Annotated in this window: 10 protein-coding genes; 1 reads left to right on the forward strand and 9 read right to left on the reverse strand. The window is 73.1% G+C overall.

The genetic code is table 11. The features are described 5' to 3' along the window. Positions 1–14: 14 nt before the first annotated feature. Positions 15–329 (reverse strand): 50S ribosomal protein L21, encoded by a 315-nt coding sequence (gene rplU, locus ABZ342_RS07845; RefSeq protein ID WP_003067132.1) that lies wholly within the window; start codon positions 327–329, stop codon positions 15–17. Positions 330–490: 161 nt separating this feature from the next. Beyond that, positions 491–3,496: a translation initiation factor IF-2 N-terminal domain-containing protein gene (locus tag ABZ342_RS07850; protein WP_360469980.1), complete on the reverse strand. Its 3,006-nt coding sequence runs from the start codon at positions 3,494–3,496 to the stop codon at positions 491–493. Positions 3,497–4,034: 538 nt separating this feature from the next. Between ABZ342_RS07850 and ABZ342_RS07855 the strand changes: the two genes are divergently transcribed. After that, positions 4,035–5,468: a S8 family serine peptidase gene (locus ABZ342_RS07855; RefSeq protein WP_360469983.1), complete on the forward strand. Its 1,434-nt coding sequence runs from the start codon at positions 4,035–4,037 to the stop codon at positions 5,466–5,468. Positions 5,469–5,536: 68 nt separating this feature from the next. Here ABZ342_RS07855 and ABZ342_RS07860 read toward each other — a convergent pair whose 3' ends face one another. From ABZ342_RS07860 to ABZ342_RS07890, 7 genes are all read right to left on the reverse strand, one after another. Further along, positions 5,537–6,367: an ABC transporter permease gene (locus ABZ342_RS07860; protein ID WP_360469985.1), complete on the reverse strand. Its 831-nt coding sequence runs from the start codon at positions 6,365–6,367 to the stop codon at positions 5,537–5,539. Further along, complete coding sequence (locus ABZ342_RS07865) at positions 6,367–7,173, reverse strand: ABC transporter permease (protein WP_360469988.1); 807 nt, start codon at positions 7,171–7,173, stop codon at positions 6,367–6,369. The genes ABZ342_RS07860 and ABZ342_RS07865 overlap by 1 nt, the downstream gene beginning before the upstream one ends. Positions 7,174–7,393: 220 nt before the next feature. Then, entirely contained in the window at positions 7,394–8,338 is a 945-nt protein-coding gene (locus ABZ342_RS07870; RefSeq protein ID WP_155545669.1) for an ABC transporter ATP-binding protein, read from the reverse strand. Between the two features lie 41 nt (positions 8,339–8,379). After that, positions 8,380–11,661, reverse strand: a complete 3,282-nt coding sequence (locus ABZ342_RS07875) for a phosphodiester glycosidase family protein (protein ID WP_360469991.1) — start codon at positions 11,659–11,661, stop codon at positions 8,380–8,382. Between the two features lie 192 nt (positions 11,662–11,853). Next, entirely contained in the window at positions 11,854–12,573 is a 720-nt protein-coding gene (locus ABZ342_RS07880) for a maleylpyruvate isomerase family mycothiol-dependent enzyme (RefSeq protein WP_360469994.1), read from the reverse strand. A gap of 52 nt (positions 12,574–12,625) precedes the next feature. Beyond that, positions 12,626–13,036 (reverse strand): nucleoside-diphosphate kinase, encoded by a 411-nt coding sequence (gene ndk, locus ABZ342_RS07885; RefSeq protein ID WP_155545666.1) that lies wholly within the window; start codon positions 13,034–13,036, stop codon positions 12,626–12,628. Positions 13,037–13,094: 58 nt separating this feature from the next. Continuing rightward, on the reverse strand, positions 13,095–14,642 hold the full coding sequence (locus tag ABZ342_RS07890; RefSeq protein WP_360469997.1) for an alkaline phosphatase D family protein: 1,548 nt from the start codon (positions 14,640–14,642) through the stop codon (positions 13,095–13,097). Positions 14,643–14,727: the final 85 nt, after the last annotated feature.

Below are 14,727 nucleotides of genomic sequence, written 5' to 3' on the forward strand. Positions count from 1 at the left end.
AGATCCGGAAGTTCTTACAGGGAGATGGCGGTGACCTCGACGCGGGTCAGCTTCTGCCGGTGACCCTGACGCTTGTGGTAGCCCGTCTTGTTCTTGAACTTGTGGATCCGGATCTTCGGACCCTTGGTCTGCTCGACGACCTTGCCGGTGACCGAGACCTTCGCCAGCGCGTCGGCGTCCGTGGTGACATCGCCACCGTCGACGTACAAAACGGCGGGGAGGATGTGCTCGGTGCCCGGCTCGCCCTCGAGCTTCTCGACCTCGACGACGTCGCCGACGGCCACCTTGTACTGCTTGCCGCCGGTCTTGACGATCGCGTACGCCGACACGGAAGTCTCCTGCATTACTCGACAATGGGTGGGGGCCCGCACGATCGGCCCACCTCCGGGGAGGCGGTCCTGCACTCGCGCAGCGACCTGCTCTGGTGGCAGGCCGTACTACAGGTTACGTGGGGTGCCCCGGTGCGTTACCACCGGGGTCCCCAAGTCGTTCACTGGCTCTGGTCGGAGGCGTGCACCGGCGGACCTGCCGGGCGCGACGCGGCCCGGCGCGACCGACGCCGGGTGGGGCGCGTGGCCGGCTCGGGCACCTCGACGTCGAGGTCGGCGGGCTCCGAAGAGCCCACAGCAGACCCCGCAGCGTCCGTTACCGGCTCTTCGGCCGGCTCGGGCGCCGAGGTCCGCTCGACCGCCGGCTCCTCCTGCGGCACCGGGGCCTCGTCCGCCTCGGTGGTCACCGGGACGCCCGCGACCTCGGTGGCCGGCTCCACGACGGCCTCCTGACGCGTCTCTTCGGCGGCCTCCGCGGCCTCGGCCGTGTCGGTCACCTCCGGGACGTGCCCGTTGCCGTTGAGCGCGCCGTGGTCGTGGTCCTTGGCCGCCTTCGAGGCGTTGGCCATCGCCGCCACCGCGGACGCGACCGACGCGCGCTGCTCCGGCGGCGGGACCGCGTGGACCTCGGCCTTGGCGGCCTCGGCCTGCTCCTTGGCGGCCTCGTCGCCCTTGCCGCGGCCCCGCGACCGGCGGGAGCTCTTCTCCCCGCCGCCGCCGCCACCGCCGTTGTTGCCGCCGCCGTTGCCGTTCCCGCCGTGGGACTGCGAGCCGCCGGCCGTGCGCTGCACCTCGGTCGAGACGAGCACGCCCCGGCCCTTGCAGTGCTCGCACGGCGTCGAGAACGCCTCCAGCAGGCCGGTGCCGATCTTCTTGCGGGTCATCTGCACCAGGCCGAGCGAGGTGACCTCGGCGACCTGGTGACGCGTGCGGTCGCGGCCGAGGCACTCGGTCAGGCGGCGCAGCACCAGCTCGCGGTTGGACTCGAGCACCATGTCGATGAAGTCGATCACGATGATGCCGCCGATGTCCCGCAGCCGGAGCTGGCGGACGATCTCCTCCGCCGACTCCAGGTTGTTGCGGGTCACCGTCTCCTCGAGGTTGCCACCCGAACCGGTGAACTTGCCGGTGTTGACGTCGATGACCGTCATCGCCTCGGTGCGGTCGATGACCAGGTAACCGCCGGACGGCAGCCAGACCTTGCGGTCGAGCGCCTTGGTGATCTGCTCGTCGATCCGGTGGTCGGCGAACGCGTCACCGGTGCCGGTGTAGCGCTTGACCCGGTCGGCGAGCTCCGGCGCGACGTGGCTGACGTAGCCGTTGATGGTCTCCCAGGAGCGGTTGCCCTGGATCTCCAGCTTGGCGAAGTCCTCGGTGAAGAGGTCACGCACGACCTTGACCAGCAGGTCGGGCTCTTCGTAGAGCATGGTCGGAGCGCCGCCCTTCTTGCCGGAACCGGCGGCGGCCTTCTCCTTGATGACGTCCCACTGGGCCTTCAGGCGGTCGACGTCGCGGCCCAGCTCCTCCTCGCCGATGCCCTCGGAGGCGGTGCGGATGATGACACCCGCGTCCTCCGGGACGATCCGCTTGAGGATGTCCTTGAGCCGGCGGCGCTCGTTCTCCGGCAGCTTGCGGGAGATGCCGGTGGCGCCGCCCGCGGGGACGTACACCAGGAAGCGGCCGGGCAGCGAGATCTGCGTGGTCAGCCGGGCGCCCTTGTGCCCGACCGGGTCCTTGGTCACCTGGACCAGCACGGAGTCGCCGGTGGACAGCGCCTGCTCGATCTTGCGGGCCTTGCCCTCGAGCCCGGCGGCGTCCCAGTCGACCTCGCCGGCGTAGAGCACGGCGTTGCGGCCGCGGCCGATGTCGATGAACGCGGCTTCCATGCTCGGCAGCACGTTCTGGACGCGGCCGAGGTAGACGTTGCCGACGATCGAGCCGGAGCCCGACTGCGTCACGAAGTGCTCGACCAGGACGCCGTCCTCGAGCACGGCGATCTGCGTCGAGTCGCCCTTCTCGAGGACGACCATCTCGCGCTCGACGGACTCGCGGCGGGCGAGGAACTCGGCCTCGGACAGGATCGGCGCGCGGCGGCGGCCGGCCTCGCGGCCGTCACGGCGGCGCTGGCGCTTGGCCTCCAGCCGCGTCGAACCGCGGACGCTGCGCACCTCGTCGCGCGCCGGGCGCTCGCGCTCGGCCTGCTCGGCCTTGGCCTGGCGGACGTGGGTGACGGTGTTGGGCGGGTCGTCGGTGGTCTCGGCGTCGTCGCCGTCCGAGCCCTTGCGGCGACGGCGGCGGCGACGGCGCTTGCTGCCGCCTTCACCGTCGTCACTGTCGGCGTCGGACTCGTCGGTGGCGCCTTCGGACTCCTCGGCGGTGTCGGATTCGTCCTTCGCGGGCTTTTCGTCAGCGTTGCGGGAGCGGCGACGCGCGGGCGGCTGCTCCTCGGCCTGGCTGTCGTCGCCCTCGTTCTCGGTCTCGTCGCTGCCGTCGGCGCCCTTGCCCCGGCCACGGCCGCGGCGGCCACGACGGCGGCGACGGCGGCTGTTGGCGTCGTCACCGTCGTCGTCACCGGAGTCGGTGACCGGCGTGGTGTCCTCGGCCTCTTCCTCGGCGCTCTCCGGCTCGGCCTGCTGCTTCACCGGGGCCGGCGGCTCCGCGAACGGGTCGGCGGGCTTGCGGGCCGGCTTGGTGGCCGCGGGCTCCGGCGGCAGGAAGACCGGCGAGGGCGCGGCGAACACCGGCAGGTGCGCGCGGGTCTTCTGCCGCGGGCGCGGCTTCTCGGCTTCGGCAGCCGGCACCTCGGCCACCGGCGGGACGGCGGAGCGGCGGGACTCCGGCTCGGCCTTCGCCGGTGCCACCTCGACGTCGCCACCGGAAGCGGGCGCGACCTCGACGTCACCGCCGGAAGCCGGCGCCGCCTCGACGTCGCCGCCCGAGAAGGCTTCGGCGACCTTGTGCGCGACGTCCCTGGTCACGCTCGACTGCGCGCTGCGCACGCTCTCGCCCAGCTCGGTGAGCTTGGCCATGACATCCCGGCTGTTCTTCGCGAGCAGCTTGGCCAGCGCGTGCACCCGGATCCGGGCAGGCAGGTCGGCCAGTGGACCGCTCGTGGGTGTGGCGGGATTCCCGCCGGTCTGCTCGGCGGGTGTTTCCGCGTTCGACATGTGTCTCCTCCGCCCCCGGGCGCGTCTGCCGGTGTTCACCGGCAGGGACGCGGCCGCGCAGGGGCCCCTTTCTGTTCGTTCCGCCGTGGTGGTCACCAGCGGCGGGAATCCTGGCCCGACAACCGGGCGCCGCACCACCGCCTCGGTGGCGCACAACCCGGTCAAAGGTCTGCTCGGCGGTATGCGTGGCCAGGCTGTCGCAACCCCCGGGCCGCCCGCCACGTCGTCCAGCCGCCCGGCTCGCGGGCGGCGACGCGTCGCGGGAGTTCACGCACATCACCGGGCCACAACACCGCAGGCAGCACCTCTCACATGCGCCCCGCGGCCCGGTGGCCTCCCCGAGTATCCCACACCGGGTGACTGCTCCGGTGTACTCGGTACCTCCGCCCACGCCGCCGGGCGCGCCGCGGGGCCCACCGGCCGGGGGAACTTGGCCGTAGCGCTTGTCCGCCGGGCACGGGGTGGCTACCGTGCGGCTCGGGGTGACCGGGATCTCGCGCGCCGGCACCCGCGGTTCCTGCATCCGGTGGGAGGTCCGGTGTCCCTGCTGGCGCGGCCCCTGCGGGCGGCCGTGTGCACCGTCCTGGTGCTTTCGGGATGCGTCACCGCCGGTCCGGCGGCGGCCGACGAGCCCGCCTGCGGCCACGGCCGGAACCTCCGCTACGTCGTCACCTTCGACCGCGGCACGCCCGAGTCCACCGCTCGCGCGCGGATCACCGGCGCGTGCGGGGCCACCACCGTCTACTACCCGCAGATCGCCGTCGCCGTCGCCACCTCGGGCGACTCTTCGTTCGGCGCCCGGATCGGGCTCGACCAGGCGTTCAGCGCCCAGGCCGAGCGGCTGGCCGCGCAGCGCGCCACCGAGGTCAGGCCGCAGCCCGCGCGCGCGACGCTGCCCGTCACCGACCCGGCTCGCGTTCCCACCGCGGATCTCAGCGACCGGCAGTGGGATATGCGGATGATCAACGCGGGCCGCACCCCGGGCGTGTCGGACGTCTCGCGCGGAAGCCGCGACGTCGTCGTCGGCGTGCTCGACTCCGGCATCGACCCGGACCACCCGGACCTCAGCGGCGCCCTCGACCGCGACGACTCCGCCGGCTGCCTGACCGGCGCCCCGGACCGGTCACCGTCGGCCTGGGTGCCGACGACGTCGGTGCACGGCACGCACGTGGCGGGGATCATCGCGGCGGCCGACGACGGCCGCGGCGTGACGGGTGTGGCGCCCGGGGTCAGGGTGGCGTCGGTGAAAGTGATCGACGACCGCGGCTACGCCGACCCGGAGGCCGCGGTGTGCGGGCTGATGTGGGCGGCGTCACGGCACATGAAGCTGACCAACAGCAGTTTCTTCGTGAACCCCTGGACGCTGTCGTGCATCCGCGGCGACGACCGCGGGGTGGTGCACGAAGCGCTGGCGCGCGCGGTCGAGTACAGCACTTCCGCGGGCACGCTGAACGTCGCGGCGGCGACCAACGAGGCCGTCGACCTGACGCCGTCGGCGCGGTCCGGCTCGCCCGGGGCGGGTTCGGGGTGCGAGGCGCTGCCGGCGGCGCTGCGGGACGTCGTCGCGGTGTCCGCCGTCGGCTCGGACCGGGTGAAGGCGGGCTACAGCTCGTACGGGCTCGGCGTGATCGACGTCACCGCGCCCGGCGGAGAGACGGGCGAGTGCGTGCTTTCGACGGTGCCCGGCGGGTACGCGCCGCTGTGCGGGACGTCGATGGCCGCGCCGCACGTCACCGGGGTGCTGGCGCTGCTGGCGTCCACGCACCGGGATGCGGGGCCGCGGCAGCTGCGGCGGACGCTGGACGCCCAGGCGATGCCGATGCCGTGCCCGGCCGACTACGACCTCACCGGCGACGGGACCCAGGACGCGTACTGCGCGGGGTACGAGGGGTTCAACGGCTTCTACGGGCACGGGATGGTGGACGCGCTCGCCGCCGTCGCGCCGCGGGGACGGCCCGACCCGGCCCGCTGAGCCGCACGCGAACGGACGACACGCGTACCCGGGCGGACGACACGCGTACCTGGATGGACGACACGGGGTCAGGTCAGGAGGAGCTTCGCGATGCGGCGCGTCGAGGCCCAGAGGCCCAGCGCGCCCAGGGCCAGCAGGTAGGCCAGGTTGACCAGCATGCTGCCGGAGAGCAGGCCCGTCGCTAGGCCGCGCATCAGCTCGATCGCGTGGTACAGCGGGAGGCAGCGGACCACCCACTGCAGCGGCTCCGGGTACACCGACAGCGGGAAGAACGTCGTCGCGAACAGGAACATCGGCATCAGCGCGAGGGCGATGTAGTCGAACTGGGCCGTCGACTTCAGGAACGTCACCAGCGCCATGCCGATCGCCGAGAAGGCCAGCCCGACCAGGAGCGCCGCCGGGACCATCAGCAGCGCCCACCACGACGCCAGCAGCCCCATCGCCGCCGCGATCGCGAGGAACGCCACGGCGTAGATGCCGCCGCGGGTCATCGCCCAGCCGATCTCGCCGAGCGCCACGTCCAGCGGGCCGATCGGCGTCGCCAGCATCGCGTCGTACAGCTTCGCGTAGCGCAGCTTGAAGAACAGGTTGTACGTCGACTCGAACACGGCGCCGTTCATCGCCGACGTCGCCAGCAGCGCCGGCGCCACGAACGCGACGTAGCCCATCGGGCGGCCGTCCGGGCCCGCCACCTCGGTGACGAGCTTGCCGAATCCCAGCTGGAACGCCAGCAGGTACAGGAACGGCTCGGCCGCGCCGGACAGGAAGATCAGCCAGCTGTTGCGGTAGACCCGCACCGACCGCTCGACGAGCATGCGCGCGCGGCCCGCGTACAGCCCGGGCGGCAGGATCCGCAGCAGCAGCCCGGCCCGCGCCGGCGGAGCTTGGACGCTCACCATCAGACCACCAGCCTCCGGTAGAAGGCCCGGTGCGCGACCGCCCACCCGGCCGCGAACATCGCCGCGAGCACCGCGAAGTGACCGAGCATCGCCCAGCCGCCGACTCCCCCGACGCTCACGCCGCGGGCGAGCTGCGTGCCGTGCCACAGCGGGGAGAGCCAGGCCAGCCAGCGGATCGCGCCCGGCAGCTGCGCGATCGGGAAGAACGTGCCGGAGAACAACGTCATCGGCATCAGGATGAAGCGGAAGACGATGCCGAAGCGCTGGCCTTCGTCGAACGTCCGCGCCGCCATCGCGGTCACCGGCGTGCTGCAGGCGAGGCCCGTGACGGTGCCGGCGACGATCACCAGCAGCACGCCGGGGCCGGTCCAGGCGCCGAAGAACACCGCGACCAGCGCGTAGATCGCGCCGGCGAGCGTCAGCCGCAGCGTCGTCCAGATCAGGTGGCCGCCGAGCACCTGGCCCGGCGACACCGGGGTGGCGGTGACCGCCAGGTAGTCCTTCTGCCACTTGAACCCGGACAGGACGGGGTAGCTCGATTCGCCGACGGCCTGCTGCGCGGCGCCGGCGGCGAGCAGGGCCGGGGCGATGTACTGGAGGTAGGACAGGCCGCCGGTGGCCGCGCCCGGCCGCACCTGCGACCCGAAGCCGAGCCCCATCGCGGCGAGGAACAGCACCGGCTGGAGGCCGGTGGAGTACAAAGTGGACACCCAGTGCCGGCGGTACCAGGTCCAGTACCCTTCGACGCGCAGCCAGGCGCCGTGCCACGTCCCGACGACGCGGCCGGTGGGCTCGACGGTGGTCATCGCCACCTCCGCAGGGTGGGTCTCGCGGCGGCGGCGGGGCGAGCGGAGACCGAGCGGCGACCGGCCTCAGGCACGCGTGGGGCGGTGCCCGAAACCTGCACCGGGCGCGGGAAAGGCCCACTCGCCGCCCAGCCGTACGCCGGGGCTCCGGAGGCAAGCGAGCGCGGCAGGACACCACCGATCGGCCCGGCGGGCGGCGGCGCGGTCAGTTCGTTCCGCATCAGTCGACCAGCGTCCGGCCGGTCAACCGCAGGAACACGTCCTCCAGCGAACTGCGGCGCACCAGGCTCGACAACGGCCGTACTCCGCGCGCGTGGGCGTGCTCCAGGGTGTCTTCGCCGTTGTCGCTGTAGAGCAGCACCCGGTCCGGCAGTACCTCGATGCGCTCGGCCAGGCCCTCCACCTGCTGCGCCGACGCCACCTGGTGGCCCGACGCGAACCGCAGCTCCACGACCTCCCTCGTCGAGTACCGGCTGATCAGCTCCGACGGCGACCCCTCCGCGGCGATCCGGCCGTGGTCCATCACCACCAGTCTGTCGCACAGCTGCTCGGCTTCGTCCATGTAGTGCGTCGTGACGATCAGCGTCGTGCCCTGTTCCTTCAGCCGGAACAGGCGGTCCCACAGCAGGTGGCGGGCCTGCGGGTCGAGCCCGGTCGTCGGCTCGTCGAGCAGCAGCAGCTCCGGGTCGTTGACCAGCGACCGCGCGATCGTCAGCCGGCGTTTCATGCCGCCCGACAGCGGGTCGACCTTGTCGGCCGCGCGGTCGCTCAGCTGCGCGAACTCCAGCAGCTCGTCCGCCTTGGCCCGCGCCGCCGCGCGGGACAGCCCGAAGTACCGGGCGTAGATCACCAGGTTCTCCCGGACCGTCAGCTCGACGTCCAGGTTGTCCAGCTGCGGCACCACGCCGAGGCGCGCGCGGATCCGCGGCCCGGCGACCTCGGGATCCAGCCCCAGCACGCGGAGGTCGCCGTCCGTGCGCGGCGACACGCACGCGATCATCCGCATCGTCGACGACTTGCCGGCGCCGTTCGGGCCGAGGAAGCCGAACGCCTCCCCGCGCCGCACCTCCACGTCGATCCCGCGCACGGCCTCGAACTCGCCGAAGCGCTTCACGAGTGCCTTCGCCTGCACCAGCGCCGGTTCCCGGTCCTCCGATTCGTCCACACCCCGACCATACGAGCGGGCACCGACAAAAACCGAACGGTTTAACCCCGGACCGTCACGACCAGCGTCCGCGTCACCCCGTTGACCGTCACCGAAAGCCGCGCGACGCCCGGCCGCAACGCCGTCAGGACGCCGGAAGCCGGGTCGAACGCGACGACGCCCCACGAGACCGTCCAGTCGGCGCTCACCGGGTACGACACCGGCACGTCGCGGGTCCCCTGCCGCAGCGTCGCGCGGACCTCGGCGCGCTCACCGCGCTTCAGCGAGGAAGGCCCGGACAAGGTCAGGGAGTCGACGTTCGGCCGCGTCTCGAAGCGCACGGGCTGCGCGTGGTCGGCCGGGTCGACGCGCAGCAGCGTCCAGCCGACGAACCCGCCGTCGCCGGGCGCGGCCGCGGGTGCCTTGCCCGAGTTGCCGTTGACCAGGTACGGCACGCCGTCCACCCGCGACAGCGAGAACACGCCGGCGTGCGAAGCCACCGAAGCGGCCGGCTTTCCGGACGCCTGCTCGAACCCGGTCAGCCACCGGGTCAGCAGCGTCGCTTCCTTCCGGTCGCCGAGCTGGGAGTTCCCGGTCGGGCTCGGGTCCTTCACCGGGTGGTGCATGGCGACGACGACGCCGCGGACCGACCGGTCCCCCGCCGCCGAGTCGAGAGCGTCCCGCAGCATCCGGACCTGGTCGAACCCGCCCGCCCGCAGCGAGCCGCGCGAGGAGTCCATCAGCACCAGCCGGATGCCGTGCACGTCGACGACCCGGTGCGTCACGCCGAACGCCGCCTGGAAGTTGGCGAGCCCGTTGCCGCCTTCGGCTTCGTGGTTGCCCGGCACGTAGTACCAGGGCACCTTGCCGTCCAGTTCCTCGGTGATCACCTGCTTGGCGAGCACGAAGTCGGGTGCCGTGCCGCGGTCGACGAAGTCGCCGTTGATCAGCACCAGGTCCGGTTTCGCCGCGACGGCTTCGCGCAGGGCGCGGCGGGCCTGGGCGACCAGCGGGCCGGCCGGGTCGTCCGCGGTGAACTGCGCGTCGCTGACGACCGCGACGCGCAGGCCGCCGGTCAGCGTGCCGTCGGTGACCAGCGTCGGGTCACGCGGCGCCGGATCGGCCGGCACCGCCGTCGTCGGCGCCACCTCGAAGGTCAGGTCGTCGAACACCAGGTGACCTTCGTACTGCTGGTCCGGCACGTTTTCCACGGCGTAGAAGCGCGCCAGCCGCTGGCCGTCCGGCAGCCCGGCCGGGACCGCGGCGGTGACGTACCGCCAGCCCGTCCAGTCGACGCTCAGCGACAAGTCCACGATGGACGCGACGTTCGCCGCGTCGCGCAGCTCCGCCCGCAGCCACGCGCCCTTGCCGTCGCCGTTCACCCACAGCCCGATCTTCTGCGTGCCCGCGGGAACCACGAGCGGAGAAGACGGCGTCACGTACGCGGCGCGCGTCGCGGTCGTGCCGGTGAGCCGGTAGTCCAGCGCGAGACCGGCGCCGCCGGCGCGCCCGGGCGCCGCGGACAGCGCCGCGCCGACGACCGCCGGGAACACCGTGGCCGTCCAGCCCGCCGGCCCGTCCAGCGGCGACGCGACCTGCGCCACGGTCCCGACCGACGCCGCCAGGTGCGTGGTCAGGCCGCCCGCCGAAGCGGTGATCGCCGAAGCGCCGGACGCGGTCAGCGCGGTCACCGCGTACCCGTCCCCCGACGGCTCGACCCGCACGACGGAGTGGTCGTAGTCGAGCTTGACGTCGTCGGGCTCCAGCCAGGTGCCGTAGCCGTCGGCGTCGTAGCCGTAGACCTCGAACGTGCTCTTCGCGCCCGCACCGGACAAGGCGACCTGCTCGGTGCTCGTGCCGAGCCGGACCGGCTTGCCCAGCACCGAAAGCGCCGTCTTCCCCGCCGCGCGACCCGAGCGCGCCACGACGTCGACGGCGCCCGCACCGTGCCCGGTGACGACCCCGCGGGTCACGGTGGCCCGCCGCGGGTCCGACGTGCTCCAGCGCGGGTCGGCGGCGACCGCCGCCCCGGTTTCGTCGTGGCCGTCGGCGACCAGGTGCCGGGTCAGGCCGGACAGGACGCGGTTCGCGTCGCCGGTCGCGACGGCCGGCGTCGGCGAGAACGCCGTGAGCTTGCCGCTGCCCGGCACGGTCGCGAAGCCGATCCCGTTGGGCACCAGGCGTTCCCCGCCGTCCGACGGCGCGTTCCGGACGCTCGGCGCGGCTTCGCCCTCGTTGCGCGCCAAGAGGGTCGACGAGCCGCCGCCGTCGAGGTTGATCGCGTCGTCGGCGCCGAGGCTCTTCATGTGCCGCGCGAGTTCCAGCTCGGTCATGCCGCGGCTGTCGGCCTGGCGTCCGTCCACAGTGGCCAGCCACAGCCGCTTGCCGTCGGCGGAGAAGCCGACCGCCGTCCGCGGATGCATCGCGACGTCGTCGACGGGCTGCACGACGCCGTCGCGCAGCAGGACTTCGTTGCCGCCCACGGCGACCGCGATCTTCCCGGCGTCCGAGCGCGGCGCGTACGTGACGTCCACCGGGTCGCCCGGCTCGATCGCCGCGAGGGCGTCCGCCCCGGCTTCGCGGGCCAAGAGCAGCGTGGTCCCGGCCGCGATCGGGCCGTCCGCGGGCCGCTCGCGCACGGCGGTGACGACACCGTCGCGCAGCTCGACCTCGCGCACCCGGGAGGCCCCGGCCACCGAGGTCGCGCGGCCGGAGGCGCCCCACAACGGCGTGTAGACGCCGATCGCGTCCGTGTCGAGCACCGGGCTGTTGAAGTTCGTGGCCTTGACGGTGCCGCCGGGCAGCGTCACGGCGGCTTCGAGGAACACCGAGGCCAGCTGGGCCTTGCCCGCGTCGGTGATCGCGGCGGTGTAGTTGTGGCCGGCCGCCGGTGCGGTCTGCAGCTGCCCGTGGTCGATGCCGACGTCGATCGGCGCGCCGGTGGCGTTGATGTCGAAGAAGTCGCCGTTCACGCCGGCGACCGCGCCGGTGCGCGCGAGCTGCTGCGAAAGCGGCGTGCGCGCGGACACCGTGCCAGGGCTCAGGTACGCCGGCTTCAGGACCTTGCTGCCCAGGTCGACGGCGAGGGTGTCGCCGCGGATCCAGCCCGCCGGGTCGAACCGGTCGAACTGGGTGAGGTTCAAGCCGGGCGCGACCTCGGTGGTCGCGCTGCCGGTGACGAGCCCGTCGTCGGGATCCGCGGCGGCGAAGGTCGCCGGAGCCTGGTGGTCGGACGACGCGGCGGGCGCGGCCTCGACCGGCGGCGTGCCGAGCGGCGCCCGGAGCGGATCGGCGTGGGCGGGAACGGCGAACGCCGTCGCGACCAGGGCGACGAACGGCAGCACTACGCGGTAACAACCGGAGCTTCGCCCCGAGCCGGGGGCTCCGCCACCCGGACCCCCGAAAAGAGAGTGTGACTTCTTCACCAGGTACCCCAGTATCGAGTGAGAGTGAGCCCGACCAGCACAGCGCAGCGGCACGGCCGGCGGAAGGCTTCCCGGTGAACGCCGCCTGAATGGTCTAGAACAGCTACCGGGTCAGGCGGTGAAAGGGGCCTTGAGGAGCTGGTCGGCGATCGCGGTGTCACCGCTGACGCTCGGCGGGGTCGCCGTTCGCTTCCACAGGTGCAGCAGGAGGTCCCGGGCCGGCGCCTCGGCGGTCGCGGCGGGTTCGGTCGCCGGGCCGAGCGCGGGCGGTTCGCCCGGGTGCAGCGTCCAGACGTCGCCGGTGTCGGTGGCGCGCAGCGCGAGGGGCGCGGTCAGCGACGGCGCGGCGTGCCAGCGCGTGACGCGCGGGAGCCAAGCGGTCAGGACCTCGTCGACGCCGTCCGCGGCCACGGCCGGGTCCAGTGCGTGGTCGCTGCCCGAGTCGGCGAGGTGGACGGCGGTTTCGTGCACTTGGCGGCGGAACCAGAACGCCTTGGTCTTTTCGGTACCGCCGAAGTGCCAGCACCGGTCTTCGGGGACGGCCGCTTCGAGCGCCTCGAGCAGCAGTGCGGCGCTTTCGGCGTACCAGGACGCCAGGTCGGCGCCCGCGCCGGTTTCGAAGTCCTGCGGCTGCACTTCGCCGGTGGTGACCACGGTGGCGGCCCAGCGGTGCACGTTCCCGAGGTGGGTGCCGAGGTCGGCCAGGGTCCAGCCGGCGCAGTCCGGCACCGCGGCAGCCGCGTCGGCGGTGTGCAGCCGCGCGGCGAACGCGTCCGTCAGCTCCCGCAGGACGGGGAGGTAGTCGCGGGCCGGGAACGGCATCGTCGTCATGGTCGCTCCTGGGGAGAACCGGGGCCACGCGCGGGCGTGGCCCCGGTGCCGATCACAGGTCGGGGAACCAGAGCTTCAGCTCGCGCTCGGCCGACTCCGGCGAGTCCGAGCCGTGGACCAGGTTGTACTGGGTCTCCAGCGCGAAGTCGCCGCGGATGGTGCCCGGGATGGCCTTCTCGACCGGGTCGGTGCCGCCGGCCAGCTGACGGAACGCGGCGATGGCCCGCGGGCCCTCGACGGCCAGCGCGACCAGCGGGCCCGACGTGATGAACTCCAGCAGGTCGCCGAAGAACGCACGCTCCTTGTGCTCGGCGTAGTGCTCCTCGGCCAGCGCCTGCGGAACGGTCCGCAGCTCGAGGGCGGCGAGCTTCAGGCCCTTGCGCTCGATCCGCGAGACGACCTCGCCGACGAGGCCGCGCGCGACGCCATCGGGCTTGACGAGGACCAGCGTGCGTTCAGTCACGACGGTGTTTCTCCTTGGTGCGGTTTGGGTCGGTGCGCGTGAGCGTAGCCGACCGTGTTCAGCGGCCCTGCGGGTGCAGCTTCTTCGACCACAGCGACGCCCCGGTGGCATCCCTGAGGTCCACCGTCAGGTCACCGCTCCCGCCGTCGATGTTCAGCTCCCCGAAATGCTGGAAGCCGTCGATCGGGGCCGTGTTCGCGACCGGTGGGGCGTGGACGAACACCGCCTCCGGGCCGAACGTCGGGTCCAGGGCGTTCGGCCCGAAAGCGCCCGCGTTCAGGGGCCCGGAAACGAACTCCCAGAACGGGTCAAAGTCCTGGAAGGCCGCGCGGTCCGGCGAATAGTGGTGCGCCGCCGTGTAGTGGACGTCCGCGGTCAGCCAGACGACGTTGCGGACGCGCCGGCGCTGGATCTCCCGCAGCACCCACGCCAGCTCCGTCTCGCGCCCGCCCGGCGCGCCCGGCCGGTTGTTCGCCACGGCTTCGATGTCCGTGCCGTCCGGGACGACCAGGCCCAGCGGCATGTCCGCCTGGACGATCTTCCACGTCGCCGTGCTGCGGCCGAGCGCGTCGGCCAGCCAGCGGGCCTGCCGGTCGCCGAGGATGTAGCCCGGCTTGGTCTGGTCGGCGGTGTTGGCGTTGCGGTAGGTCCGCATGTCCAGCACGAAGATCTCGGCGCGCGAGCCGTATTCGAAGCTGCGGTAGACGCGGCCGTCGACGGCCTGGCGCGAGTCGATCGGGTGCCACTCGTGGAACGCCTGGTAAGCGCGCGGCGCGAGCACGTCGACGCGCTTTTCGGTGTAGGCCGGGAGGTCGAGGATCTCGCCCGGGTACCAGTTGTTCAGGACCTCGTGGTCGTCCCACTGGGCGTAGACCGGTACCTGCGCGGCGAAGCGCTTGAAGTTGGCGTCCAGGCGGTTGTACGCGTGCTGGCCGCGGTACTCGTCGAGGGTCTCGGCGACCTTGGACTTCTCCGCCGTGACGACGTTGCGCCACGTCCGGCCACCGGGGAGGGTGACCGTCTCCGTCAGCGGGCCGTCGGCGTACACCGTGTCGCCGCTGTGCAGGAACAGGTCGGGGCGCCGCGCGGCCATCGCCGAGAAGATCGTCATGCCGCCCAGGTCCGGGTTGATGCCCCAGTTCTGGCCGACGACGTCGCCCGACCACAGGATCCGGGTGTCGCGGCGGCCCACCGGTGCGGTGGCGAACCGGCCGGTCAGCGGCTCGCTCGCCGAACGCCCGTCGAGGGACTCGGCCGTCACGCGGTAGTGGTATTCGGTGCCGGGCGCGAGGCCGGCGACGCGGACCTGCCCGGTCCCGCCGGTGGACGGCCCGGCGAGCGGACCGGGCACGCGGCGGGCGTGCCGGAACGAGGGGTCGCGGGCTATCTCGACGCACAGCCGCGACGGCCGGTCGGCCCGGGACCAGACGATCGCCGAGCCGGGGGTGACGTCGCCGGACTGGACGCCGTGGGTGAGCACGGGCCGGTCGCCGCGCAGCAGCGGTGCCGCGGCGAACGCCGTCGAAGGCAGCACGAGAGTGGCGGCGGCGCCGGTCAGACCGGCCTTGAGCAGCGTGCGGCGGGAGTGGTGGGTCGGTTCGGTCATGCGCGGTTTCTATCCCGCCCCGGCCAACGCCGGTTTGCGCGCGGGTGAACGACATCCCCGGGTTTTCCCCCATGCCCGGACGCCG

The organism is Amycolatopsis sp. NPDC005961, from assembly GCF_040629235.1.
Classification (GTDB): domain Bacteria; phylum Actinomycetota; class Actinomycetes; order Mycobacteriales; family Pseudonocardiaceae; genus Amycolatopsis; species Amycolatopsis camponoti.